Origin of the sequence: Paraburkholderia sp. JHI2823 (assembly GCF_038900695.1) — a bacterium.
GTDB lineage: Bacteria > Pseudomonadota > Gammaproteobacteria > Burkholderiales > Burkholderiaceae > Paraburkholderia > Paraburkholderia mimosarum.
In genome coordinates this window covers 67342-92738 of sequence record NZ_JAYMRY010000003.1, presented here as the reverse complement: position 1 = coordinate 92738, position 25397 = coordinate 67342, and the positions used below count along the sequence as shown (strand labels likewise).

Genomic DNA, 25397 nt, shown 5'->3' with positions numbered 1-25397 from the left:
GACTGGCCCATTGTTCGTGCGAGGCAGACAGCTGCGCACCACCGCTTCTACCGTTCACCGTGATCATTACGACGCCCCTCGCGCCCGCCCCCGACGACATCCTGCGCGAAGCCAACGCGCATTGCGAGGCGCACCGCTTCGCGCAAGCGCTCGCGCTGCTCGAACCGCTCGTCGGCGAGGGCGCGACGACCGACGACACGACGCTCGCGCCGGCGCTCAATCTCGCGGCGCTCAGCGCAACGGGCATGGGCGACGTCGCGCGCGCCGAGACGCTCTGGCAGCGCTGCCTCGCCGCAAAACCGGACTTCGCGGAGGCGTACCGCGGACTCGCTGGGCTCTATGCGACGCTCGGCGCCCTCGCGCCAGCGCAGGCGCTTTATGAACGGCTGCTGAACCTCACGCCCGCCGACATCGACGCACGCAGCAATCTCGGCGTCGTCCTGCAGCGCCAGGAGCGGCACGCCGAAGCGGAAGCTGCGTTTTGCGCGGTACTCGCGCAATGCCCCAGCCACGCCGACGCGCACTACAACCTGGGACTGCTGCTGCACCGGCAAGGCCGCCTCACCGAAGCCGAAAGCGCGTTGCGCGCCGCCATTGCCGCCAATGCACGCCATGCGAAGGCGTACAACGGCCTCGGCACGTTGCTGCGAGACCTGGGACGAGGCGACGACGCGGCGGAGGCCTTTCGCCAGGCCCTGCTGATCCAGCCGCAGTATCCGGAGGCGCTCAACCATCTCGCCATGCTGCTCAAGGCATCCGGCAGGCTCGCCGAAGCGGAACTCGCGGTGCGCCTCGCGCTCCAGATACGCCCCAATTTCGTGGACGCGCTCAACAACCTGGGTTGCGTGCTCACCGATCTCAAGCGCGTGCCCGAGGCCCAGGCGGCCTTTCGCGAGACGCTCGCGCTCGCGCCCGATCACGCCGAGGCGCATTACAACCTGGGCGTCGCGCTGCATACGCTGGAGCGGCTGCCCGAAGCTGAGGCCGCTTATCGCGAGACGATGCGCCGCTTGCCCGGCCGGGTCGAGGCCTGGAACAATCTCGCCTGCGTGCTGATGGCGCTCGGGCGGCGCGGCGAAGCGCTCGACGTGCTTCACGAGGCGCTTGCCGTGCGGCCCGACTTCGCCGAGGCGCATTTCAACGTGGCGAGCCTGCTGAAGGAATACGGCCGGCTCGACGAAGCGGAAGCGGCCTACCGCCGCGCACTCGACGCGAACCCCGAGTACGGCGACGCCAAATTCCGCCTCGCCACGCTGCTCATCAGCATGGGCCGATTCGAGGAAGGCTTCGCGCGCTACGAATGCCGCTATACGATGCCCGGTTTCGTGCATCACGCGACACAAGGCCTGCTGCAGTGCCCCGTCTGGCAGGGCGAACCGCTGGCCGGCAAGTCGCTGTTGCTGTGGCAGGAAGACGGCCTCGGCGACATGCTGCAATTCGGGCGTTATGCTCGCGTGCTCAAGGCGCAAGGCGCGGCGCACATCGCGTTCGCGTGCCAGGCGCCGCTGCATCGGCTCTTCAGCGGCGCCGACGGCATCGACGCCGTGCTGGGCCACGAAGCCGCCGCCGCTGCCACCGCGCAGTTCGACTACTGGGTGAGCCCGATAAGCGTGCCTCACCGTCTTGGCACGACGCTCGACACGATCCCCGCGCCGCTCGTCGTGACGCCCGAGCCCGCGCTCGTCGAGCACTGGGGCGCGCGCCTTGCCACGCTCGCGCCGGGGCCGCGCATCGGCATCGTCTGGAAGGGCAACGCGAAGCATTTCAACGACGCGCACCGCTCGCTGCCAACGCTCGCCGCGCTCGCGCCGCTCTGGAACCTGCCGGGGGTGCGCTTCGTGAGCCTGCAGAAAGGTCAGGGCGAAGACGAAGCCCGCAACCCGCCCGCGAGCCTGCCGCTGCTGCACCTCGGCTCGGACGTGCGCGATTTCGTCGATACGGCGGCCATCGTCGCGCAGCTCGATCTCATGGTTTGCGTGGATACGTCCACCGCGCATCTGGCGGCGTCGCTCGGCAAGCCGTGCTGGGTGCTGCTGCCGCATTACGACCTGGACTGGCGCTGGATGCACGAGCGCGAAGATTCGCCGTGGTATCCGGGCACGATGCGCCTCTTCCGCCAGCGCGTCGACGAAGCGTGGCCGGCCGTAGTGGAGCGCGTGCGGGTGGCGTGCGCCGAGCGCTTCGGGATTTGAAAGCGGTGCTGGGCGCGCCTCAATCCCAGATGTTGCGGAACGCCACGGCGACGATCACCGGCACGCACATCACGAGCGGAATGGCGAAGTACGGAATCTCCATATCGACGACCCACTTGTAGACGATCCAGCCGATACCGAGCGCGAGCGTCAGCACGCCCACGAGCGCCGTGAGGGTGTTCAACAGCCATTTGGGCGGCTGCTTGCGCGCAGGCTTGTTCTCGGGTGACGGGTTCATGGCGGCGGTGGCGAAAAGCGGGAACGTCCCGGGCCGGGCTTCGGAATGTGCGTATTTTACTCCGCCGGCCTTACCTCCCAGGTAATCGATTCGCCGCCCGGCGCGCCCTATTCTCGCAAGCGTTAGCCCCTTTCATCCTGCTTCACGCTCACGAGGACTGCCATGACCGCTTACGCTATCGCCCATCTGCGCGACGTCGAACCGTGCCCCGCCATCGTCGAGTACCTGGGGAAGATCGACGCCACCCTCGCCCCCTATGGCGGCCGTTTCATCATTCATGGTGGACGCGTCGAGCGGCTCGAAGGCAAGTTTTCCGGCGACCTCATCATGATCGAGTTCGCGAGCCGCGAAATCGCGCGCGAGTGGTATCGCTCGAGCGCCTATCAGGCGATCCTGCCGCTGCGCACCGGACATTCGCGCGGCGACGTGTTCCTGATCGATCAGGTCGAGATGCCGCATCGCGCTACCGACGTTCTGCGCGCCGCCCACCATGACAGCGATCCTCCCGCTGCGTGACACACGACGCGAAAGCATTTCGTTAGCAGAGAATCTGCGAGCACATGCTTGTAATGCGGAGCGTTGAAGCGCTGATTTCGACTCGCGCAAACGTTTTCTCGCGTTTCACAATTTTTTCTTCAACGGCGACGAAACTGTGCGCGACCCATCCTCAGAGAACGGATGCGCACGTGAGAATGCACCTCCCCTACCGCGTGTCGGCGACCCTGCCGACCGCAGTTATCGTTGTGCTCGCAACGATCATGCTCGATGCATGCGGCCCCGGTTACGGCTCATCGACGCCGCTAACGCCGACGTCCGCGCAAAGCCAGCAAGCCGCAACGCCATCGCCATCGCCATCGGCAAACAGCGCGGCGACATCGCCGCAGCCCGATGCGCGCGTTTTGGCGAACCCGGGCGCCACGCCCGCTCATGGCGCGAACGTGGCAACCACCGCGAGCGACTCCGTGCAGAGGGCACAGGCCAGCCTCGCCGCCGACGGCGATCAGGTCACGCCGGTCATGAGCTACGCGCCAGGCGAAACCGCGCAAACCCAGGCCAGCAACGGCAACGATTCCAGCAGTTCGGCCATGCCCAGCCATTGAAGCACCGCACCTGCGTGCCCCTGTGCCAGCCCACCGTCGGGGCACGACACGCCAACCTCAAGCAGAAAGGTGAACAGCAATGACGTCAACCAGTCGCCGCCGTTTCCTGCAGACCGTCGCGCAGTCGGGCGCCGCCGCCGCGATGACCGTTCTCCCCGAATCGATCCGCAATGCGCTGGCCATACCGGCCAATTCGCGCACGGGCACGATCCGCGATGTCGAGCACATCGTCGTGTTCATGCAGGAGAACCGCTCGTTCGACCACTACTTCGGCCATCTGCGCGGCGTTCGCGGCTACAACGACCGCCTGCCGATTCCGCTGCCCGGCGGCCTGCCCGTGTGGTATCAGCCCTCGAAGGCGGACGCGACGAAACCCGTGCTGCCGTTCCATCTCGACACGTTCAAGACGAGCGCACAATGCGTGGGCGATCTCGACCACGCGTGGTACCCCACGCACTACGCGATCAACAACGGTCTTTACAACCAGTGGCCGCAGTACAAGACCGACATGACGATGGGCTACTACCTGCGCGCCGACATTCCATTCCATTACGCGCTGGCCGATGCCTTCACGGTGTGCGACAACTACTTCTGCTCGCTGCCCGGTCCGACGCATCCGAACCGCGCCTACCTCATGACCGGCATGGTCGATCCGACCGGCACGATGGGCGGCCCGCTGCTCGACAACAACGACTACGTGGACAACGACGTGCCGCCCACGTATCAACTCCTCTCGTGGACGACCTACCCCGAGCGCCTGCAAGCCGCCGGCATTTCGTGGCAGATCTACCAGCAGGGCACGAACGGCAGCGATCCGCTGAACGGCAACTACGGGACGAACATCCTGCAGAACTTCGCGAACTTCATCAACGCGCAGCCGGGCTCGGCGCTGTACCAGCGCGCGCAAACCGTGCGCACGATCGCCGAGCTGAAAAACGACGTACTCCAGAATAATCTTCCGCAGGTCTCGTGGCTCCTGCCACCTGCGGCGTTCTCGGAGCACCCGAAGTACACGCCGGCCTATGGCGCGGAGTACACGTCGCAGATTCTCGACGCCCTGACTTCGAACCCCGAAGTCTGGAGCAAGACCGTGTTATTCATCATGTATGACGAGAACGACGGCTTCTTCGACCACATCGTGCCGCCGCAGCCGCCCACGCTGCCTACCCAGGGCAAGTCGACCGTGAGCGTGGACGGCGAGATTCACAACGTGGTCAACCCGCTGCGCGGCGGCAAGTACACCGCCGACGGCCTGCCGTATGGCCTGGGCCCGCGCGTGCCGATGACCGTGGTTTCGCCGTGGAGCAAGGGGGGCTTCGTCTGCTCGCAGGTGTTCGATCATACTTCGGTGATCCGCTTCATCGAAGCACGGTTCGGCGTACAGGAGCCCAACATCACGGCATGGCGACGCGCGGTGTGCGGCGATCTCACGACATGCTTCGACTTCCGCACGCCCGACGCCACGATGCCCTCACTGCCCGACACGAGCAACTACATGGCGCTGGCCGACAACCAGTGCTCGGTCAACTCGGCGCCGACGGTGCCGGCCACGCCCCAGCCGATCGACCCGCAGGAGCCCGGTGTGCGTTACGCACGCGCGCTCCCTTACGAGCTTCATGTGAATGCGAAGCCGGAAGCGCTGAACAACACGCTTTCAATCACGATCGCAAATACGGGCCGCGAGGGCGCGCACTTCTACGTGTACGGCACGAATCGCAGCGACGGTCCCTGGCGCTATACCGTCGAAGCGGGCAAGTCGCTCGACGACACATGGGATCTGAGCGTGACGAACGGCATCTACGCGTTCGAAGTGCACGGCCCCAACGGTTTCGTGCGGCGCTTCGCGGGCACGGCCGCGCAATCGGGTCCGGGGAAGTCAGGCCGCTCGCCGCAACCTTACGTGTCGGCGCACTACGACATCGCCAACGGCAATCTCTTCCTCGCGTTCTCGAACACGGGGACGAGCGTCGCGCACCTGAACGTGACCGACAACGCCTATGGCGCACACGGGCGCAATGTGATCGTGCCGGCAGGCGGCCACATCGAGGAAGTCTGGGTTCTTGCGTCGAGCCATCACTGGTATGACCTCACGGTCACCAGCCGCGACGACGCCACCTTCGCGTGGCGCTTCGCCGGACACATCGAGAACGGCCGGCCGAGCATCAGCGACCCGGCGGCGGTCGTGCCGGTGAGCAGGCTAGGCTGAGCCCGGTGCGAAGCTGCTTACACCATCAGGTTTCCTGTCTATTCCCTGGTTGCGGCGTCTTCCGGGCGCCGCTTTTTTTACCTCGCCCCGTGGTTCACTGGATTTCGACCAGGCGCTTCAGCGCTCGGGAATTCGACGACCGAGCACTGAGTTCGCCGCATTGCATTTTCGTCATCCTTCTTTCATATACAACAGCCCCGGAGCGCTGTGAAACTCCACCTTAGTCACGCCGCGATCGCCTATGTCGCCGGGCGTGACGGTCTTGCGTGTCAGCCGCGCGGGGTTGACTTCACCCTGCTTCCAGCCTTCTTTGGCTTTGGCGGCGGTATCGGTATAAATGTTCGCCAGATTAATTTTGCTCGTATTTGTCTCCTTGTTTGTCGTGATGCTGATCCAGTTCCTGTTTGAATATCTTTTGTACAGATAGTTGGAAACGAAATGCCCGGCAATGGGCTGGAAGCCATTGCGGTTCCCAAGCAGGTAGCGGGTGACATTTTGCGGGCAGCGCCAGGAATCGGTTAGCAGCCGCTTGTCGGGATCCCGCGCGGTGGTGCCGGTGGCAGGAAAACTGTCGACGAGAAGCTGCCATAAATTGATGGTGTCCACGCCCCGGCTCATGATCCAGTAGTCCACCGTTCTGGCGTACAGGTCGGGAATGCTGCTCGTTGTCTGGCCGTTCAATAGCTGCGCGGCCACGAGCCATTGCAGGCTGTGACTGTGTTCACCATGATCGGCGCTGATGGCATCTTTCCAGAACAGCTTCGCCCTGATCAAGGAGCCAATGAACGGATCGCCGGCGATGAGCGTGGTCCCGATTGGCGCCGTATTGAAATCCGTCTCGGCGGAAAGCCCTTGTTGAAAAGTGAAGCCATATTGATGTGCCAGCATGCCCAGGCACCGCGTGAACAGATTGCCGGGAGGAGGCGCAGGAACAGGCGTGTAGAGACGCTGGTTGCGCTGATTGGTGATCGTGCGATAGTTCTCCCACAACAAACCCGACACGGTCTCGAGGCCCGCTTTGAAACTATCGAGATTTTCAAAGAGATCAAAAATCTTCCCAAAGTCCCGGTAATCGGCGTCCAGCGCATCACCGTCCTGCTTCACGATTTCCCGGTCCTTGCCCTTCTCCTTTTTGGTTTTCAGGAATCGATATTTACTGATGACCTCATAGCCGGGCATTTGCTCTCTCCTTGTTCGCTGACATGGAACGATCCAGAACCGCCAATCGGCACGGCCACGAGGACCGACATTAACCCGATCCAAAAATTGTAGTAAGGATTTCTGATGGGATGAATATCATATGCACCGAGCATCAGAAAATCGTCCAGCGTATCGGCGAGCGTCTTTGTTTTGAACGAACGTAGCAGTAGTCATTCGAAATGCAGGTCGAATTTCAGCAAGCTAATCCGAATGTTAGTTAACGTGCTCGCTGACCGGACTACCGGTGGAACCGATACTCGTTCTTTATCACGCGCTCCTCCATTTCGGTCCTTCGAGCAGCAGGTTCGCGGCGGCAGCACTGCAACAGTCTGAGCGGATGGGTTACGTCCCTCCGATCGCGATGTTGGCTCCGCATGGCAATAGACGCTGTTCGCTGATCTAGGTCAATCATCGCAAAGTGCGTTCTCTTAGGCTTTAAATGCCGAGCCGCTACCCGAGCACTCTCGTCGTGTTCAACTCGTGGGCGGTCCGACAGAATCGGTCATTCTGCTCGCATTCCCTGCACGGTGACACGACTGGAAAGTGGGCATGGCTTTTTCCAGGAGTAGCGAAATGTCTGGAACACCTAAAGAAGCCAGGGGCGACAAGCCGAACGCAGACGGCAAAGTCGACGACAAGATGTATCTGGAGGCACTTCGTCACCTGCACGTCGAACTGGTCAAGATGCAGGAATGGGTTGTGCACACCGGGGCGAAAGTCTGCGTGGTGTTTGAAGGGCGCGACGGTGCCGGCAAGGGGGGCACCATCAAGGCTATCACCGAGCGCACGAGCCCGCGCGTGTTCCGGGTGATTGCGCTGCCTGCGCCGTCGGAACGCGAAAAGACCCAGATGTACATGCAGCGTTATATACCGCACCTGCCGGCCGCCGGCGAGGTCGTCCTTTTCGACCGGAGCTGGTACAACCGCGCGGGCGTCGAGCGCGTCATGGGCTTCTGCACGGAGGATGAGGCGCAGGAATTCCTGATGATCGTGCCGCTCGTGGAGCGTGCAGTCATTCATTCGGGCGTCATCCTGATCAAGTACTGGCTTGAGGTGAGTCCCGAGGAGCAGACCCGGCGGCTCGAAGACCGCATCCACGACGAGCGCAAAGTCTGGAAGCTTTCGCCGATGGACCTCGAGTCCTATCGTCGCTGGTATGACTATTCACGGGCCCGCGACCAAATGTTTGCATTGACCGACACCGACATCGCACCCTGGTTCGTCGTGCGTTCCGACGACAAAAAGCGCGCGCGGCTGAATGCGATCAGTCATTTGCTCAGCAAGATTCCGTACCATAGCGTACCGAGGGAGAAGGTGTCGTTGCCTCACCGGCAAAAGGCCGGGGGGTACCGCGAACTGGACCATCCTTTCAGGTACGTGCCCGAAAAATATTGAGTAGCGCCGCATCGCGTCCGCCAGAAAGGAGACCCGGGATTGCACGCCGAAGTCGCAAACGACGCGCGACCGAATGCCTCCACGTGTTCCTGCAACGCGCGGGCAAGGACATGATCCGATTGGTCAAGCGGCAGTATGGAAAGCAGGTTATTCGTCCGTGCCCTCCATGAATGGTTCGGACTGCAATTCAAAAAGCGGATTCGAGGAATGATCGGATGTACCGGATCGCAGAACCACGCCTTGGCGGACTACGCATCCAGGAATGGCACCGCCGCGCACGCTTCGCGATTGGCCTGCTGATTCTGGTGCTGCTAGGTTCGTCGGTCGGGCTGGTGCTGCTCGATCGTTCCGATGCGCCGTTGACCACGAAGATGTTCACGGCCCTCTGGGATGCGGTGAATCTCGTCACGACCCTGGGCGACTTCTCGGATTTCAATACGGACCAAAAGGTATTCATGCTGGTCGCGATGCTTGCGACGGTGGTGGTCGCCGGCTATGCATTACGGCAACTGGCAGGGATGCTGTCGGGCGACGACGTGATGGTCTTCTGGGAGAACAGGGCCATGGAGCACAAGCTCGAAACACTGAACAACCACATCGTCGTGTGCCCGTTTAGTCCGGTCGGTCAGTTGGTCGCCGCCCGTTTGCTGGATGCCGGAGCGACCGTGCTCGTGCTGGATAGCGACGCAAAGCGCGCCGAAAAAGCCTCTGGACTGGGATACATGGTCATTCTCGGCGATCAGACGTCCTTCGACGACGTACTTGAGCGCGCCAGGCTGGATACCGCCCGTGCGTTGTTCGTGACGGGCGCCGATCCCAACAGCAACCTCGAGATCACGCTGGTGGCGCACACGCTCAATCCCGCGCTCAAGATCGTGGTGTCGGGCGAGAACGAACTGCGCAGATTGTTACTCCTGAGGGCAGGCGCGTCGACTGTCATTGACGAGAACGACATCGTTGCGTCCGCCATGGTGCGCGAGAGCGATGCACGGCAGGCGCAGCACCGCTCATAAAGCATATCGCTCGACAGGTGCGATCTGCGGGTAGTCTGCCGCCCGTTGTCGGCGCGATTGCACGTTGCTCCGCAAAACTGGCCTCGTGGCTTCGGGAGTCGCTCATGAGACACGCTTCATCAACCCATCCCGCAGGCGGCTTTCGCATTCCGGTGCTCGAGTGGGTCCACGACTACCAGAAGGACTGGCTCAGGCCGGATGTCATTGCTGGCGCGACCGCTGCGGCGGTCGTTCTTCCGAAAGCCATGGCCTATGCGACTGTCGCGGGTCTGCCAGTCCAGGTCGGGCTGTATACGGCCTTCCTTCCGATGGTGATCTATGCGTTCCTGGGGTCGTCAAGGCCGCTCAGCGTCAGCACCAGCGCAACGATCGCCATCCTCGCCGCAGCCGCTCTCGCCCGCGCGGCCCCTCGAGGAGGGACGGCGGAACTGCTGAGCGCCTTGGCAACGTTGACCTTGCTGGTCGGGGGCATGCTTACGCTCGCCGCGGTCCTGCGGTTGGGATTCGTTGCCAACTTCATTTCCGATCCGGTGCTCACCGGATTCAAGGCAGGGGTAGCGGTCATCATCGTGCTGGATCAGTTGCCGAAGCTGCTCGGCATTCACTTCCCGAAGGGATCGTTCTTCCACAACGTGCTGGCCATCGTAACGGGTATTCCTCACCTGTCAGCGGCGACAGTCGCTGTGGGAGCGATTACCGTGGGCATCCTCGTGGCAATCGAGCACTTCTTTCCACGTGCACCCGCACCGCTGATCGCGGTGGCCTGCGGGATCGGCGGCGTGAGCCTCTTCGGCCTGCGCTCGTATGGGGTCGAGATCGTCGGCAAGGTGCCGACGGGCTTCTCGCCCATCACCATGCCCGACGTTTCCCTCGTTGCGTCGCTTGCGCCAGTTGCCGCGTGCATTGCCTTGATGAGCTTTACCGAGACGATCGCGTCGGGGCGAGCATTCGCTGAGAGCGGCGAACCTGCGCCACAGGCGAATCGAGAACTGCTGGCCATTGGTCTTGCCAATGTCGGAGGCGCGCTGCTGGGCTCCATGCCAGCGGGCGGCGGAACGACGCAGACGGCCGTCAACCGTCTCGCGGGCGCCCGCACTCAGCTCGCCGAACTGGTCACGGCTGCCGTCGCGCTCGGCACGATGTTGCTTCTCGCGCCCTTCATCGGATTGATGCCGCATGCCACGCTGGCAGCCGTTGTCATCGTCTATTCGATCGGCCTGATCAAGCCCGCGGAATTTCGTGCGATCGCCGCTGTGCGACACACAGAGCTGGTGTGGGCGCTGGTTGCGCTCGCCGGCGTCGTACTGCTTGGCACGTTGCAGGGCATCCTCGTCGCCATTGTCGTGTCACTGCTGGCGCTTGCCCACCAGACGTCCGATCCACCCGTGCATGTGCTGCGCCGCAAGCCGGGCACGAACGTGTTTCGTCCGGTGTCTGCCGAGCACCCCGACGACGAGGCGTTTCCCGGCCTTCTGCTGTTGAGGCCCGAAGGGACCATCTTTTTCGCCAATGCCGAGCGCGTCGGCCAAAAGGTCCGCACGCTGATCGAGCAGACGCATCCCAGGGTCGTCGTGCTCCATCTGCGCGCCGTAACCGACCTCGAGTACACCGCGCTGAAAATGCTGACAGAATCGGAACAGAAGCTGCGCAAGCAGGACATCATGCTCTGGCTCGTGGGTCTCAACCCGGGCGTACTGGCAATGGTGCAAAATTCACCGCTCGGCAAGACGCTCGGACGCGACCGGATGTTCTTCAATCTGGAGCGGGCAGTCGAGGCATGGGAGGCGCAGCAACCACCAGGAACCGTGAGCGGAGCGTCGCACTGAGTTTGCCGGGTGCCTGCCGACGCATTCGCGAGCCCAGCAAAAATCGCTGGTCCGGCCTCTGGACGCCCCACGCCTCGACTCGACGCATGCGATTTCGTTGCTCACGCAACGAGATTGAACGCACTCCACGGCACGCTGACCCAGCCGACGTACGGCGCGCCCGATGCGCGCCGGCCACCCACGCAGTGACACACCGTGCTGCCAGGCGGCGCAGCCAAGATCTGGTAGCGGAACCCTTTCCGCGTAACCAGCCCAGTCAATGTTGCTCTTTCACTTCGCGCACGATTCGTGCATTCACCGCCCGCTTATCGCGCAGCTATCGAATTCCGCGCTTTCAATCCCGTAAACATGACGCCCGAGCACGCTCGCATTATTTCTCTTCGCATTGGGAATAGAACGCAGCCATGCGTTGTTGACGCCAGTAACGGCCCTCCGGCCATCGACTGGAATCGTTCATGCACACTCTCGCACACCTTACGCTTTCACATGCATTGCCGGGCGCGCGCCCGTGCACAGGGGCCCGTCCGTGAATCGCGCCTCGATCTGCGTGCCGTGCCGATTCGCGGCCATCGCAGCCGTGGTGGGCTGCGCGGGCGCCGCGTTCGCGTGGACGGCCGGCTGGCTCACGCCGAAGCGCCTCGACGCCCCGCATATCATCAACACGTTCGAGTCGAATTATGGCGTCCACCCGGGCTATCGGCGCAATCACGCCAAGGGACTCTGTGTGGAGGGCTGGTTCGAAAGCAATGGCAACGGCGCGAGCGTGTCGCGTGCCGCCGTGTTCGCGCCGGGACGCACGCCCGTAGTCGGACGCTTCGCCATTCCCGGCAGCAACCCCGCCGCGCCGGACGCCAGCACGCCTGTGCGCAGCATGGCTCTGCTATTCCAGTTGCAGAACGGCGAGCAGTGGCGCACCGGCATGAACTCGGTGCCTGTCTTCATCGTTCGCACTCCGGACCAATTCTATAGGCAGCTCGTGGCTTCGAAGCCAGACCCGGCGACGGGAAAGCCCGACGCAGCGAAGCTCGACGCTTTTTTCCGGGCGAACCCGGAAACGCTGCCGTTCCGCAATTGGGTGAAGGCGCATCCGCCCTCCTCCAGTTTCGCGAATACGGCGTTTTACAGCGTCAACGCGTTCATCGCCACGGACGCCGCCGGCAACCGGCACGCCGTGCGCTGGCAAACCGTGCCCGAAGCGGCCTGGGCGCCGGAGACGCCGGCGCAAAAGGCCGACCCGAACTTCCTCGCCGACGACTTCGCCGCGCGCTTCGCAGCGGGCCCCGCGGCGATCCCTTTGCGCTGGAGGCTCGTGCTCACCGTCGCTGCCGCCGCAGATCCGACGAACGACGCCACGCAGCAATGGCCCGCGGACCGCGAGCAGATCGACGCCGGCACGCTGGTATTGCAGCGCGCCGAGCCGCAAAGCAACGGCATGTGCCGCGACGTGAACTACGATCCGACCATTTTGCCCGACGGGCTGAAGCCTTCCGACGACCCGTTGCTCGCCGCGCGCTCGGCGGCCTATTCAGTTTCGTTCAATCGCCGCACGCGCGAGGAAGCCGAACTCGCGCAGACGCATGGAGGCTCCCAGCCATGAAACAACCGGGCCAACATTTCAGCACGTTGCAGCGCCTCCTGCATTGGTCGATGGCAGTCCTTATCGTCACGATGCTGTTCGTCGGCGTGGGGATGGTCTCCACGGTCTCGCGGTTGCATGAGGCCCTGCTTGCGCTCCACCGTCCGCTGGGCATCGTGCTGCTTGCTCTCGTGATCGTGCGCATCGCAACGCGGCTCCGGTGCGGAGCGCCGCGCCTGCCCGCCGGGTTGCCGGCCTGGCAGCGCGCGGGCGCGCACGCCTCGCACCTCGCCCTTTATCTGTTGATGATCGCCATGCCGCTGATCGGCTGGTCGATGCTATCGGCGGGCGGCTATCCCATCGTGCTGTACGGCGGCCTGCATCTGCCGCCCATCGCGCCGCATGACGTGACGCTCTATGCATGGCTGCGCGCCGCGCATACCTGGCTCGCCATGGCGCTCTACGCGACGATTCTGTTGCATCTGGGAGCCGCGCTCTTTCACGCGCTCATTCGCCGGGACGGTGTGCTCGCCAGCATGGCGCGTGGCGAAGCGCGCGGTTGACGGGTGGGACTGGAACGCATGACCGGCATACCGGCGCGTGATCCCCTCAGCATCGTGCGCATGTTTGGCCTGTACGGCCAATTTCTGCTTTTCTTCATCGCGCACCGCTCGACGCTCTCGACGCTCGGCTGGGACGACATCGACACGGACAAGGCGGAATTTCTGAAGGCGAATATCGCGGAACAAACGCGCGTGCTAGTCTTCGAGGTTCCCTCCCTCATCGGAGCCCCGTCATGTCCGCACTTGCCGCCGTCGCCAGCATTCTCCTCGCCGTTCTGCTCGGGGCCATGAGTCCCGGCCCGAGCTTCGTGCTCGTCGCGCGTAACTCGATCGGCCTGTCGCGCCGCGACGGCGTGGCCACCGCGCTTGGCATGGGCAGTGGCGCGATCTGCTTTGCCGGCATCGCGCTCGCCGGGCTCTACACGGTGCTCGCCACGGTTGCCTGGCTCTACGCGGCGCTGAAGATCGCGGGCGGCGCCTACCTGCTCTATATCGCTTCGCGCATCTGGCGCGGCGCCGGCACGCCGGTCACCGTGAGCAAGACGGCCGCGGCCGGCGAGCGGCCCGGCAAGTCCTACTGGAGCGGCCTCACCACGCAGTTGAGCAACCCGAAAACGGCCATTGCCTATGGCGGCATCTTCGTGGCGCTGTTGCCGCAGCATCCGCCGCTCTGGTGCTACTTCGCGTTGCCGCCGCTCGTGTTCGCGATCGAAACCGGCTGGTACACGGTCGTGGCGCTGTGCTTTTCGAGTCAGCGCCCGCGCGATCTGTATCTGCAGGCAAAAGGCTGGATCGACCGCATCGCCGCAGGCGCCATCGCGGCGCTCGGCTTGCGCCTGATCTTCAGCGCGGGGCATCGCGGCATCTGACATCGCCCGGCGCGGTCCCCTGGCCGCGCCGGAGCAGCGGAAACAAATTGCCCATTCCGCTTGACAATCTATCTTCCAGTAGATAAATTGGAGTCCATGGACACGAAACTGACAGTGCGGGAGCAGCTTCTCGACCACGCCATCACCCTCATGATGCTGCGCGGCTACAACGGCTTCAGCTACCGTGACCTGTCGGAACTGGTGGGCGTGAAAACGTCCAGCATCCACTACTACTTTCCATCGAAAGACGACCTCGTGCTGGAAGCGGTAAGCCAGTACAGCAGCGAGGTCATGGCAGGACTGCAATCCATCGACGCAGCGCTCCCGGCGCGCGAAAAGCTCGCGATCTACACGCGGCTCTTCGGCAAGACGCTGGGCGACGGCAACCAGATCTGTCTGTGCGGCATGCTGGCCGCCGACATCGAATCGCTGCCCGAAAACGTGCGCCAGGCCGTGCAGGCGTTCTTCCGCGCCAACGAAGACTGGCTGGCCGAAGTGCTGGCGCAAGGGGCCAGGGAAGGCACGCTGGTCGTGAAGGGTAAGGCGCAAAGCGCCGCGCGCACCCTGTTCGCGGCGTTGCAGGGCAGTGTTCTGGCAAGCCGGCTGTTCAAAACGAAGTCGCGCCTCGAAGATGTAGAAGCCATGTGGCGCGTGGCCCAGTGAAATGCTGAAGCTGCAAGCCGGGGCGGTACGCCGCCTCTTTTGTTGGGCTACGGTTTCTATCTTCTGATAGATAGCCGTAAAAGGTGCATCATGATCGAGTTTCTACGACTACGAATCTATCTTGTGGTAGATAGAATACAAAGACTGACAACGATGAATTCGCAAGCTGCTTTGCTGTTCTGCTGGACCCCGGTGCATATGCCTGTCGCCTTGCACCGCTAGATTGGAAGTCGCACCGAGCCGTACCTTTAACTCACCGTCTTTGCTCAAAGGAGCCTGTCATGTCGATCGAAAAAGTCCTCTACCGCGCCGAAGCCACCGCTACCGGCGGCCGTGATGGCCGCGCCGTCATTCCCGCCAGCCAGCTGGATCTCAAGCTCACCACGCCGCGCGAACTGGGCGGCGCGGGCGGCGACGGCACGAACCCCGAACAGCTTTTCGCCGCCGGCTATAGCGCGTGTTTCATCGGCGCGATGAAGTTCGTCGCGGCGCGCGACAAGATCGCCCTGCCCGCCGATCTTTCGATCACCGGCAACGTGGGCATCGGCCAGATTCCGAATGGCTTCGGCATCGAAGTCGAACTGAAGGTCTCGCTGCCCGGCATGGACCGCGCGGCCGCCCAGGCGCTCGTCGACAAGGCACATATCGTGTGCCCGTACTCGAACGCCACGCGCGGCAACATCGACGTGACGCTCACGATCGTTTAACGCGCACACTCGACGAAGTATTTCGCACTACGAGCGAAGGGCCGCCACTGCGAGCGGCCCTTCGTGCTTTGGCGACCGCTCACGCGGCCTGCGCGTCGCGCGCGAGTCCCGCCATGAGGCCGCTTGCGCGCTGCACCCTGGCGAGCACCGCGCGATCGAGCACGGCGCGCCCCTCGGGCACGGCGAGCGTGAGAAACGACCGCGCACGCGTGATACCCGTGTAGACGAGTTCGCGCGTGAGAATGGGGCTGTACGTGTCGGGCAGCACGAGTGCGGCGTGCGTGAATTCCGAGCCCTGCGACTTGTGGACGGTGAGCGCGAACACGGTTTCGACGCCTTGCAAACGGCTCGGCGACACCCACTTCACGGTGCCCGAGCCGTCGCCGGCCGGGAACGCCACCCGCAGCACGGTCGGCTCGCCCGCCGCGACGGGCAGTTCCAGCGCGATGCCGATATCGCCGTTCATGAGCCCGAGTTCGTAGTCGTTGTGCGTGACGAGCACGGGGCGGCCCGCGTACCAGTCGCCATGCGGATCGATGAGACCTTCTTCGTGCAGCAGCCGCGCGACGCGCCGGTTCAAGCCCTCGACGCCCCACGGACCGCGCCGCAGCGCGCACAGCAGTTGAAACGCGCCGTGCGCCTTTAGCACGCCGGCGGCCCAGGCGGCGAGCGCCTCGGGCGGCGCGCCGGGCTCGGGCCGCGTCGCCCGCATCGTTTCCAGGTAGTGGCGGTAGCCGTGGCGCTGCGCCCGCACCGATCCACTTTCATCCACGCGGCCTTCGACGACGAGTGCGCGCAACGGACCATCGTCGTCTGCCTGGCAGACGATCCGCGCGAGATCGTCGTAGCCGCGCGACCAGATCTTCGCGACAGCGACTGCATCGCCCGCGTTGACGAGTTCGGCCAGCGCGCCGATGCCGCTCTCCGATGCGAAACGATGGCTCTCGCGCAGCATCGCAATGGCCTGATCGAGCGGCAGTCCGTCCTCGTCGAGCATCGCGGCGTCGATGCGCTCGCCCGTGGCCGCTTCGAGCCACGTGCGCGACGCTTGCGTGTAGTGCCCTTCGCGCGCGCGGTCGCACAATTCGCCCAGCACCGCGCCGGCTTCGACCGATGCGAGCTGGTCCTTGTCGCCCAGCAGGATCAGACGCGCGGATGACGGCAGCGCGTCGAGCACGGCGGCCATCATTTCGAGGTCGACCATCGAGGCCTCGTCGATCACGAGCACGTCCACGGGCAGCGGATTCGCGGCGTCATGCCTGAAGCGCCGGCTGCCGGGCCGCGTGCCCAGCACGCGATGCAGCGTGGCGACGACGGTCGGGATCGCGTTGCGCAGCGTCGCGGGATCGACGTGAGCCTGCAACGCCTCGAACGGCAATCGCTCCACCGCGCCCGCTATCGATTCGTTCAAACGGGCCGCGGCCTTGCCCGTGGGCGCAGCAAGCCGGATGCGCAACGGCCTCGCCGCACGCGTTCCCTGCCCGGCGCGGCCGAGCGCCAATGTCTGAAGGAGTGCCAACAATCTGACGACCGTGGTTGTCTTGCCCGTGCCCGGCCCGCCCGTGACGATGCTGAACGCGCTGCGCGCGGCGAGCGCACACGCGAGCTTCTGCCAGTCGGCGGCGCGCGGACTTTCCTTGGAATGCGGCGCGAACAGCGCATCGAGCGCCGCGCGGGCCACCTCCAGCGGCAATCCTGCTTCGACCTGTGCGGCGCGCGCGAGGCGCCGTTCGATGCCTGCGCGCACGTCCTGCTCGTACTGCCAGTAGCGCCGCAAATAGAGCCGCGTGCCGGCGAGCACGAGCGGCGTGTTGCCTGCTGCCTCGTTTGCGGGCTCCGCGCTCGCGCTTTCCTCGCTCACGAGATCCGGCACCGCGAGCGCCTCGCGCCATTGCGCGAGCGTGACGCCCGCCAGCACTTCGGCCGGCGGCTGGGCCGGCGTCGCCGCCAGCACTTGCGGGCCGTCGGGCGGCAGGGAGAGCGCAAATGCGGGGTCCTCCAGCGTGGCCTTCAAGTCCAGACAGACGTGACCGCGCCCGAGCTGATGGCTCGCGAGCGCCGCCGCGAGCAACAGGAGCGGCGGACAGTGCGGCGCTTCGGTCCACAGAAAGCGGGCAAACGCGGCATCGAGCGTGCGCAGCCAGCCGCGCTCGACCCAGTTTTCGAGGACGCCGAGCATCTGCGCGGCCGTCTCGCGCGCGGCGCTGCGCGTGGGTGTCGGCTCGGGTTCCGGCTCGGCGTCGGGCAAGGCCAGATTCTGGAACAGATCGCCGGTGAAACAGTCCGGTCCTTTCGTGCGGCGCCTCGTCATGCCACATCCTCCAGCGCATTGCGACGCGCGAAACACGCGTCGAGTCGTTCGATCAGCTCGCGCGACGGCCGCTCGCAATGCAGCCCCTGCCCAGGCGCATGGCCGCCACGCAGGAACAGATACACGGCGCCGCCCACGTGACGGTCGTAGTCGTAATCGGGCAGGCGCGCCTTGAGCAGCCGGTGCAGCGCGAACAAATACAGCGCGTATTGCAGTTCATAACGCGAATGGAGGATCTGCGCGCGCATTTTCGCGGGCGTATACGACGCATCGTCGGGGCCGAGCCAGTTCGATTTGTAGTCGGCCACGTAATAGCGGCCCTCGTGTTCGAATACGAGATCGATGAAACCCTTGAGCATGCCGTTGAGCGTCGCGGCGTCGAGCGCGGGCCGCGCCTCGCCGTCCAGCGTGAAGGCGGTGACGAGCGCATCGATTTCGAGCGTATCGACGTCGTGCGCCGTGACCCAAAACTCGAGCTCCGCCATGTACGAGCCCGGCTCGAGCGCCGCGAACGCAACGGGCGCAACGCTTTCGCCTTCGATGTCGGGCAGGCGCAGCGGCGTACGCACGAGCCCCAGCATCCATTGCGTGAGCGGCTCGATCCAGTGCGACCAGCCGCGCACGTTGCAGCGGCGCGCGACCATGTCGCGCACGCGCGGCTCGTCTTGTGCGATGACGGCGAAGCCTTCGTTGGCCGCCCATTCCATCAGCTCGTGCAGGAAGGTGCCCGCGTCCGCACCGCGTTCGAAGCCATGCATCGGCGCGAGCGCGGGCGCGACGCTCGCTTGCCCGGCGTTTGCAAAGCCTTCGTCTTCCTCGGGCGGCACGCTCGCATCGAGCAGTTCGAGGAAGACGTCTTCGCTGCGGGTATCGGGCGCGCCGCGGGCATCGTCCGCTTCGACGGGCGCGGTCGAGCCGATCGACGATTCCACGGTCTTGAGGCTCGAATAGCTCGCGATCCACCAGCGTTCGCGCTCCCGATGCGCAAGCGTGCGCGCATGGCCTCTCACCGCGCCGGTATCGCGCAACGCGAACACTTCGCGATGCGCCTGCGGCGCCGGCGCCACGGCGATGTCCGTGCACGGGCCGCGCAAGGCATCGAGAAATGCTTCGGTCTCCTCAGTTGGCAAAGTTGCACCGCCATTGAGCAGATAACCGAACGCGCTCGCTTCTACGCCCTGCACCGGTCCATAGCCAACCCAGGTCGCGTAGCGCGCGCGCGTGAGCGCGACGTAAAGCTTGCGCAGATCCTCGCCAAGCCGTTCGCGATCGGCCTGATACAGCACGCGCGCGTCCGCTTCGAGCGTGACTCGCAACTCGCCTTCCTCGTCGTGCCATTTGAACGGCACGTCGTCGGGCTTGACGGCGCGGTGCGCACAGGCGAACGGCAGAAACACGAGTGGATATTCGAGGCCCTTCGACTTGTGGATCGTGACGACCTGCACGAGTCCCGCATCGCTCTCCAGGCGCAGTTGGCGCGCGTCGCCCCCGCCGCCCGCGCTTTCGTCCTCGCGCTGCTCGTCCAGGTAGCGGATCAGCGCGTGCTCGCCGTCGAGTTGCGTGCTCGCCTGCTGCAACAGCTCGGCGAGATGCAGCAGATTCGTGAGCGCGCGCTCGCCGTTCATCCCCGCGCCCGCCGCCTCGCCGATGAGACGCTGCGGCACGTGAAAATCGTTGAAGAGGCGGCGCAGCATCGGCAGCACGCCCTTCTTGCGCCAGCAGTCGCGGTACCCCCGGAACTGCAGCACGCGTGCTTCCCACGCGATCTCGTCACGCCCGAGCAGATCGAGTTCCGACCATGCGAGCCCGAGCGTGGGCGTGGCGAGCGCCGTGCGCACGAGGCGGCCGTCGTCGGGCTCGGCACAGGCCGCGAGCCAGTAGCGCAGTTCTTCGGCCTGCGGCGTCTGGTACACCGAGTCGCGATCCGAGAGATAGACACTGCGCACGCCTCGTGCGGCCAGCGCCTCGCGTATCGCCTGCGCCTCGCTGCGGTTGTTGACGAGCACCGCCATGTCGGCGGGCTGCAACGGCCGCATGCCGCGCTCGCCCGAAAAACCGGCGGCATGCTCCTGGCCGAGATTGAGCAGGCGCACCATCTCGGTCGCGCAACTCGCGGCCATGCCGGCGAGATACGCGCCTTTGCTGAGCGGCTTGCCATCCTCGGCCGGCGGCATCCACCAGACGTTGAGCGCGGGCAGCGCCGCGCCCGCCGCGACCAGTTTTTCGGGCCGTCCGTGCGCATCGGCGGCGACGAACGGCAGCGCGTTCCCGCATCCATCAGGGCTGCGAAACAAAAAGGCTCCGCTACCCTCGGGCCGCGACTCGGCCGCTTCGAAGCAACGGTTCACCGCTTCGACCATCGCGCGCGTGGAACGGAAATTCTTCTTCAGCGTATAGAGCCGCCCTTCGCAGGCTCGGCGCGCGCGCAGATAGGTATAGATGTCGGCGCCGCGAAACGCGTAGATCGCCTGCTTCGGGTCGCCGATCAGGACGATCGCCGTACCAGTGTCGTTCTCGTCGATCCGGTAGACCGCATCGAAGATCTGATACTGAACCGGGTCCGTATCCTGGAACTCGTCGATCAGCGCGACCGGGTACTGCTTGCGGATGATCTCCGCGAGCCTCGCGCCATTCTCGCGCTGCAGCGCCGCGCGCAACCGCGTGAGCAGATCGTCGAAGCCCATTTGCGAGCGGCGCGCCTCCTCTTCCTCGAAGCGCCGCGCCACCCAGCGTGCCGCGTGGCACAGCAGGTCCTGCTTCGCCTCGGGCGGCGCGGCCAGCGATGCGCGCAGGCTTTCCATCGCCACGAAGGCGGCATGCTCGGGCGGATCGCCCTTTACCCAGATTTCCGCGAGGCCGGCGGGCGTGAGGCGCGTCCACACCGCCGCCTTGTCGTCGAAACCCGGATGCGCGGAATCAGCATCGTTGGCCCAGTCGCGCAGCTTGCCGATCCATGTTTCGCAGTGCTTCGAATTGAGCTTTCTGGCATCGAACTGCTTCGCCGCGCGCGCCGCGTGGAGCAGCGCCTCGACTTCGTCGATCCAGACTCGCCACGGCGCCTTCAGCGCTTCGAGTTCTGCCTGCGCGCGTTTGCGCGCGTCGTCGAGCGCCGCGCCGGGGTCGCACGCATCCGGCAACAGGTCGGCGTGGGCAAGCAGCCCCCGAATCGCCTTGTGCAGATCGTCCGGGCTCGCGAACCACGCGCGGACCTCGGCGGCGCACCGCGCGTCGAGCGGCGCCATGAAGGTGCGCCAGTAGTCGCGCACCACCTCGGCGCGCAATTCCGTCTGGTCGGTTTCGAGTGTCTGCGAAAAGAGGCTGTCGCTGTCGAATGCGTGCTCGCTCAGCATGCGATTACACCAGCCGTGGATCGTCGAGACCGCGGCCTCGTCCATCCATTCGGCCGCGAGTTGCAGGCGGCGCGCGCAGGCGGGCCATTGCTCCGGCGGATAGTCCTCCCGCAGATCGTGCAGCAGGTCTTCGCCGGACTCGCGTTCGAGCACGTCTTCAGGCTCCACGCGAAAGCATTGCGCGGCTTCGATGAGTCGCGCGCGAATGCGCTCGCGCAGTTCCTTCGTCGCCGCGTCGGTGAACGTGACGACGAGGATTTCGGGCGGCGTGAGCGCGCGCCCCGACGTGCGCGCCTCGTCCGCGAAATCCGCAGCGTCCGCCGCCGCATCGAGCGCGCCGTGGCCGAGCACGAGGCGCACGTACAGCATGGCGATCGTGAACGTCTTGCCCGTGCCCGCGCTCGCCTCGATCAGGCGGCTGCCGTAAAGCGGGAAGCGCAGCGGGTCCAGCACCTGGGCGTCCATGTTGTCGAGCGGATTCATGCAGTTTCTCCAGCCTCGACCGAAGCGCGCTTCCCACGCGACGACGCGAGCGGCGCGCGCGCGACGGGCAGCAGCAGCGTCGTGGCGAGCGTGATGAAATCGTCGTGCGCGGCAAGCGCGTCGAAATCGGAAAAGGCGCGGCGCAAGTAGGCGTTCGTGTCGCGCTCGCCACGCGTCAGCGCGTTGCCCTCGTACGCCATGCGAGCGGCTTCCCACGCTTGCGCGGACGCTGCGGCGCGCGTGCCGTCGAAGGTATCCGGCAGCTTGCGCAGCCATGCAAACGCAGTCTTCACGGCGAGCGGCAACGGCCGGCGGGCACCATCGTCCCACGCGGCGAGCAACGCGAGCAGATAGTCGCGCGCGGCCTGCTCGTCGAGGGGCGCGAACTCCGCCACGCCCACCTTGCTCACGATCACCGTGGTCACCGGACCCGCCGCGATCTGTGCGGCCACGTGCGCGACCCAGTACGGGACGAGACGGTCGCCGCGATAACGGTGATCCTTCACGAGCGTGCCCGGCTCCAGAATCACGCGGCCGAGCGCGCCTTGCGGGCCCTCACGCAGATCGTCGAGCCAGTCGTCGAGCGACACCACGCGGCCGTCGAACGTCGCATCGAGACGTATTTCGTATTGGTGGTCGAGCGGCTCGGGCCAGCGCGCGAGCGCCTTGCGATATTCGACGAAAAGCTCGGGCATGGGAGCAAGCAGTTCCTCGCCGATCACTTCGCCAAAGCCGCCCGACGCGAGATCGCCGCTGCGATGCATCCGTTCCAGGCGCGCGAGCGCCGCGGGTTCGAGATCGTCCTCGCCGCGCTCCATCGCCCTGACCTGCGCGCGGATCAATTCGTCTTGCAGCTGCCACGCCTGCAAGGCGTCCACTTCGAACGGCTCGTGATTTTCGCTCGCCGCGTCCTCGCTTTCGAAGGCGACACGCAGGCGCTGCCGGAAGAAGCTGCGCACCGGGTCGCGCAGGAATTCGCCGAGTTCGCGAATCGTCAGGGGCTCATCGCGCTCGGGCGGCGCCAGGGCTTGCGCATTCGCTTCGGCCCCGGGGCGCACGTCGGCGAGCTTGCCCCACTCGTGCGCATACGTGTAAAGCAATGCTTCTTCGGGCCGTGCCGGAAAATAGTCCGGGCTGAACGGTTGCAAGCGATGCTCGATGGTCAACGCGTCGAGCAGCGCCTGGCCATCGGCATCTTCTTCGCCTTCGAGCCGCCAGCCGGCCTTCAGGTGGTCGCGCAACTGCCCGACCAGCACCGAGGGCGGGCGCGGCGTGTTGTCGGTCACGCTGCGCCCGATCCACGAAACATGCAGATGGTCGCGCGCCGAAAGCATCGCTTCGAGGAACAGATAGCGGTCGTCCTCGCGGCGCGAGCGGTCGCCGGGACGATAGTCGCGGCGCATGAGGTCGAAGTCGAGCGGCGTGCGGCTGCGCGGATAGTCGCCGTCGTTCATGCCGAGCAGGCAGACGCGCCGGAACGGAATCGCGCGCATCGGCATCAGTGTGGCGAAGGTCACCGCGCCCGCGAAGAAGCGCTGCGAGAGGCCGCCGCCTTCGAGCGCCGCGAGCCAGTTCTCCGCGACGATGGCGAGCGGCAACGTGTCGGTGAGCGCGGCTTCGTCGCACGCCTCACGCCACGTTTCGAGCGCGGCGTCGAGACGGTCGAGCGTGTAGGCGTCTTCGTCCTGCGCGGCGAAAAAGGCCGCCTTCAACGCGCGCAGGCGCTCGCACCACACTTCGACCGTGGCCGGCTCGCGCAGCGTGCGCCACGCATGGTCGAGCGCATCGACGAGGCGCGTGAGCGGGCCGAGCAACGCGGCGTCGAGCCCGCCGATCTCGCTGTATGGCTCGATACCGCGCCATGCGCCCGCGCGCTCGCCCGCCGCGTAGCCCAGCAGCATGCGCCGCAGGCCGAATGCCCAGCTATTGGGCGCGCTCAGTTCGTCGGCCTGCGGCAATCCCAGGCTCGCGCGCTGCGCCGCATGCAGGCCCCAGCGGATGTTCGCGCCGTCGATCCAGTGGTGCAAGGTGGGCACGTCTTCGGCGTCGATGCCAAAGCGCGCGCGCACGGCCGGCACTTCGAGCAGGTCGAGCACGTCGCTCACCGTCACGCGCGAGTACGGCAGCGACAGCAGCATTTCCAGCGCGCCGATCAGCGGATCGAACGCGCGCTGCGCGCGGTCGGCCACGCTGAACGGAATGCTGCGCGGGTCACTGGCGTCGAGCAGGCCGAACACGGCCTGGATATGCGGCGCATAGACCTCGATGTCGGGCACCATCACGATGACGTCGCGCGGACGCAGCGTCGGGTCCGCCGCAAACGCGGCGAGCAGGCGGTCGTGCAGGATCTCCACTTCGCGCTGTGCGCTGTGCGCGACGTGAAAGCGAATTGATTCGTCCTCCTGCACATTGACCGGATCCCAGTGTTCGCGCGTCTCGGCGAGCGGGCGCAGATCGCGAATGTCGTCCTGCAGTTGCTGGAGCAGCGTGAGCGCGTCTTCGCCTTCGAACAGATCGATACGTTGCCCGATGCGCGTGAAATGCGGTGTATAGGTCTCGCGCGCCTCGTCGCTGTCGTATTCGTCGAGCAGGCCGATGAAGTCGCGCCCTTGCTTGCCCCATGCCGCGAGCAGCGGCTGCGCATGCAGATGCAGCTGCGCTTCGTCGAGGCGGTCAGGCGCGCCCGCGCGGCGGCGCTGCCGCGCGTGGCGCGCGCGCAGCAGGTCCTGGTCCGCGACGATATCGGCCCAATAATGCATACACGGGTTGTGCACGCACATCAGCACCTGGCACCAGCGCGCGAGCGCGGCGAGCACTTCCACCGACTGGCGCGGCAGGCTCGAAATGCCGAACACGACGAGGCGGCGCGGTAACGCGGCCGGCCGCGGTTCGCCCTCCTCCCACGCCTGCGCGCGCTGCATGAACGCCTCGTGCACGGCGGCGCGGCCCGTGTCGCGCAAGCCGATGCCGTCTTGCGCATGAGCGCTCACGTCCGCGAGCAGGGCGCGCCAGAGCGCCGCCTGCCAGCGCGCCTCCTCGGGCAACGGCACGCGAGCGTTGCGCGCATCGATCAGCACGTCCTCATGCGCCGCCCACGCGGCGAGCCAGTCGGAGCGATAGACCTGATACTGGTCGAGCAGGTCGGCCACGCGCTGCGCGAGCTGGAAGCACTTGCGCTGGTCCTCGTCGTGCGTCATGAAGCGCTTGAGCGGTTCATAACCCGGTTCGTCGAGCAGCGCGGGCAGCATGCGCATGAGACGCCACACGAGACGCGACTTGTCGAACGGCGAGACCGCGGGCACCGCGTCGTTGCCGAGCACCGCGCGATAAACCTGCCACAGGAAGCGCGACGGCAGCGACATTTCGAACGCCGCGGCGATGCCGCAGCCGCCCTCCTCCGGATCGGCCGCGAACGCGAGCTTGAGCCACTGCGCGATGCCGTTGCTCTGCACGAGGAACATTTCCTTTTCGAGCGGTGCGAGCGGATTCTGGCTGATCCAGTTGACGATCAGATCGCGCATGCGCTCGGGCTGATTGCCGTGTACCAGCATCAGCCCCGTGGGCAGTTCGCGCGCGCTCAAGCGGGGCTCCGGCGCGCGATACGCGCAATACGTGCGAAACGTGCGAAACGTGCAAGCCGCGCGTTAACTGCGCAACGTGCGAAACGCGCGGATAGGGCGAGAAAGCGAAGAGGAGGGATTGCGG

Annotated in this window: 18 protein-coding genes; 13 read left to right on the top strand and 5 right to left on the bottom strand. The window is 65.4% G+C overall.

The features are described 5' to 3' along the window. The first annotated feature begins 59 nt into the window (after positions 1-59). Positions 60-2192 carry a tetratricopeptide repeat protein gene (locus tag VSR34_RS04820; RefSeq protein ID WP_342961997.1) on the top strand — a complete coding sequence of 711 codons (2133 nt, stop codon included), beginning with the start codon at positions 60-62 and terminating at the stop codon, positions 2190-2192. Between the two features lie 19 nt (positions 2193-2211). On the opposite strand, the gene VSR34_RS04815 is transcribed toward VSR34_RS04820, so the two are convergent. Further along, positions 2212-2430, bottom strand: coding sequence for a hypothetical protein (locus VSR34_RS04815; RefSeq protein ID WP_028210358.1), 219 nt, complete (start codon positions 2428-2430; stop codon positions 2212-2214). A 162-nt stretch (positions 2431-2592) separates the two neighbouring features. Here VSR34_RS04815 and VSR34_RS04810 point away from each other — a divergent pair, with 162 nt between their 5' ends. From VSR34_RS04810 to VSR34_RS04800, 3 genes are all read left to right on the top strand, one after another. Beyond that, a complete protein-coding gene (locus VSR34_RS04810; RefSeq protein ID WP_342961996.1) occupies positions 2593-2946 on the top strand; it encodes a DUF1330 domain-containing protein in 354 nt (117 codons plus the stop codon). Positions 2947-3116: 170 nt separating this feature from the next. Next, a complete protein-coding gene (locus VSR34_RS04805) occupies positions 3117-3530 on the top strand; it encodes a hypothetical protein (RefSeq protein WP_155836769.1) in 414 nt (137 codons plus the stop codon). A gap of 79 nt (positions 3531-3609) precedes the next feature. After that, a complete protein-coding gene (locus VSR34_RS04800; RefSeq protein WP_028210359.1) occupies positions 3610-5736 on the top strand; it encodes a phospholipase C, phosphocholine-specific in 2127 nt (708 codons plus the stop codon). A 171-nt stretch (positions 5737-5907) separates the two neighbouring features. On the opposite strand, the gene VSR34_RS04795 is transcribed toward VSR34_RS04800, so the two are convergent. Beyond that, on the bottom strand, positions 5908-6915 hold the full coding sequence (locus VSR34_RS04795) for a hypothetical protein (RefSeq protein WP_342961995.1): 1008 nt from the start codon (positions 6913-6915) through the stop codon (positions 5908-5910). A gap of 594 nt (positions 6916-7509) precedes the next feature. Between VSR34_RS04795 and ppk2 the strand changes: the two genes are divergently transcribed. The 9 genes from ppk2 to VSR34_RS04750 all read left to right on the top strand — a co-directional run bounded on the left by ppk2 (position 7510) and on the right by VSR34_RS04750 (position 15548). Beyond that, a complete protein-coding gene (gene ppk2 / locus VSR34_RS04790) occupies positions 7510-8331 on the top strand; it encodes a polyphosphate kinase 2 (protein ID WP_028210360.1) in 822 nt (273 codons plus the stop codon). A gap of 215 nt (positions 8332-8546) precedes the next feature. Continuing rightward, the gene (locus tag VSR34_RS04785; protein ID WP_028210361.1) at positions 8547-9344 is read left to right on the top strand and encodes an NAD(P)-binding protein; all 798 of its coding nucleotides are present in this window, start codon (positions 8547-8549) and stop codon (positions 9342-9344) included. Between the two features lie 104 nt (positions 9345-9448). Continuing rightward, on the top strand, positions 9449-11170 hold the full coding sequence (locus VSR34_RS04780; protein ID WP_342961994.1) for a SulP family inorganic anion transporter: 1722 nt from the start codon (positions 9449-9451) through the stop codon (positions 11168-11170). Between the two features lie 526 nt (positions 11171-11696). Beyond that, a complete protein-coding gene (locus tag VSR34_RS04775; RefSeq protein WP_342961993.1) occupies positions 11697-12767 on the top strand; it encodes a catalase family peroxidase in 1071 nt (356 codons plus the stop codon). Further along, positions 12764-13309, top strand: coding sequence for a cytochrome b (locus VSR34_RS04770; protein WP_342961992.1), 546 nt, complete (start codon positions 12764-12766; stop codon positions 13307-13309). Before VSR34_RS04775 ends, VSR34_RS04770 begins: the two co-directional genes overlap by 4 nt. 18 nt (positions 13310-13327) lie before the next feature. Continuing rightward, positions 13328-13600, top strand: coding sequence for a CerR family C-terminal domain-containing protein (locus VSR34_RS04765; RefSeq protein ID WP_342961991.1), 273 nt, complete (start codon positions 13328-13330; stop codon positions 13598-13600). Continuing rightward, positions 13543-14178 carry a LysE family translocator gene (locus VSR34_RS04760; RefSeq protein WP_028230358.1) on the top strand — a complete coding sequence of 212 codons (636 nt, stop codon included), beginning with the start codon at positions 13543-13545 and terminating at the stop codon, positions 14176-14178. The genes VSR34_RS04765 and VSR34_RS04760 overlap by 58 nt, the downstream gene beginning before the upstream one ends. A 96-nt stretch (positions 14179-14274) precedes the next feature. Next, positions 14275-14841 carry a TetR/AcrR family transcriptional regulator gene (locus VSR34_RS04755; RefSeq protein ID WP_028210367.1) on the top strand — a complete coding sequence of 189 codons (567 nt, stop codon included), beginning with the start codon at positions 14275-14277 and terminating at the stop codon, positions 14839-14841. Positions 14842-15122: 281 nt separating this feature from the next. Then, positions 15123-15548, top strand: a complete 426-nt coding sequence (locus tag VSR34_RS04750; protein WP_028210368.1) for an organic hydroperoxide resistance protein — start codon at positions 15123-15125, stop codon at positions 15546-15548. A gap of 79 nt (positions 15549-15627) precedes the next feature. Here the strand turns inward: VSR34_RS04750 and recD are convergent, their stop codons facing one another. The 3 genes from recD to recC are packed head-to-tail and all read right to left on the bottom strand — an operon-like array spanning position 15628 to position 25273. Next, complete coding sequence (gene recD / locus VSR34_RS04745; RefSeq protein WP_342961990.1) at positions 15628-17859, bottom strand: exodeoxyribonuclease V subunit alpha; 2232 nt, start codon at positions 17857-17859, stop codon at positions 15628-15630. After that, positions 17856-21692: an exodeoxyribonuclease V subunit beta gene (gene recB, locus VSR34_RS04740; protein ID WP_342961989.1), complete on the bottom strand. Its 3837-nt coding sequence runs from the start codon at positions 21690-21692 to the stop codon at positions 17856-17858. The genes recD and recB overlap by 4 nt, the downstream gene beginning before the upstream one ends. Then, a complete protein-coding gene (recC, locus tag VSR34_RS04735) occupies positions 21689-25273 on the bottom strand; it encodes an exodeoxyribonuclease V subunit gamma (RefSeq protein WP_342961988.1) in 3585 nt (1194 codons plus the stop codon). The genes recB and recC overlap by 4 nt, the downstream gene beginning before the upstream one ends. Positions 25274-25397: the final 124 nt, after the last annotated feature.

Bases quoted from the DNA above. Each gene is read 5' to 3' on its own strand.
- recD (WP_342961990.1), bottom strand. From the start codon at position 17,859: ATGACGAGGCGCCGCACGAAAGGACCGGACTGTTTCACCGGCGATCTG.
- VSR34_RS04755 (WP_028210367.1), top strand. From the start codon at position 14,275: ATGGACACGAAACTGACAGTGCGGGAGCAGCTTCTCGACCACGCCATC.
- VSR34_RS04810 (WP_342961996.1), top strand. From the start codon at position 2,593: ATGACCGCTTACGCTATCGCCCATCTGCGCGACGTCGAACCGTGCCCC.
- VSR34_RS04785 (WP_028210361.1), top strand. From the start codon at position 8,547: ATGTACCGGATCGCAGAACCACGCCTTGGCGGACTACGCATCCAGGAA.
- VSR34_RS04770 (WP_342961992.1), top strand. From the start codon at position 12,764: ATGAAACAACCGGGCCAACATTTCAGCACGTTGCAGCGCCTCCTGCAT.
- VSR34_RS04800 (WP_028210359.1), top strand. From the start codon at position 3,610: ATGACGTCAACCAGTCGCCGCCGTTTCCTGCAGACCGTCGCGCAGTCG.
- VSR34_RS04765 (WP_342961991.1), top strand. From the start codon at position 13,328: ATGACCGGCATACCGGCGCGTGATCCCCTCAGCATCGTGCGCATGTTT.
- recB (WP_342961989.1), bottom strand. From the start codon at position 21,692: ATGAATCCGCTCGACAACATGGACGCCCAGGTGCTGGACCCGCTGCGC.
- ppk2 (WP_028210360.1), top strand. From the start codon at position 7,510: ATGTCTGGAACACCTAAAGAAGCCAGGGGCGACAAGCCGAACGCAGAC.
- VSR34_RS04760 (WP_028230358.1), top strand. From the start codon at position 13,543: ATGTCCGCACTTGCCGCCGTCGCCAGCATTCTCCTCGCCGTTCTGCTC.
- VSR34_RS04750 (WP_028210368.1), top strand. From the start codon at position 15,123: ATGTCGATCGAAAAAGTCCTCTACCGCGCCGAAGCCACCGCTACCGGC.
- VSR34_RS04795 (WP_342961995.1), bottom strand. From the start codon at position 6,915: ATGCCCGGCTATGAGGTCATCAGTAAATATCGATTCCTGAAAACCAAA.
- VSR34_RS04815 (WP_028210358.1), bottom strand. From the start codon at position 2,430: ATGAACCCGTCACCCGAGAACAAGCCTGCGCGCAAGCAGCCGCCCAAA.
- VSR34_RS04780 (WP_342961994.1), top strand. From the start codon at position 9,449: ATGAGACACGCTTCATCAACCCATCCCGCAGGCGGCTTTCGCATTCCG.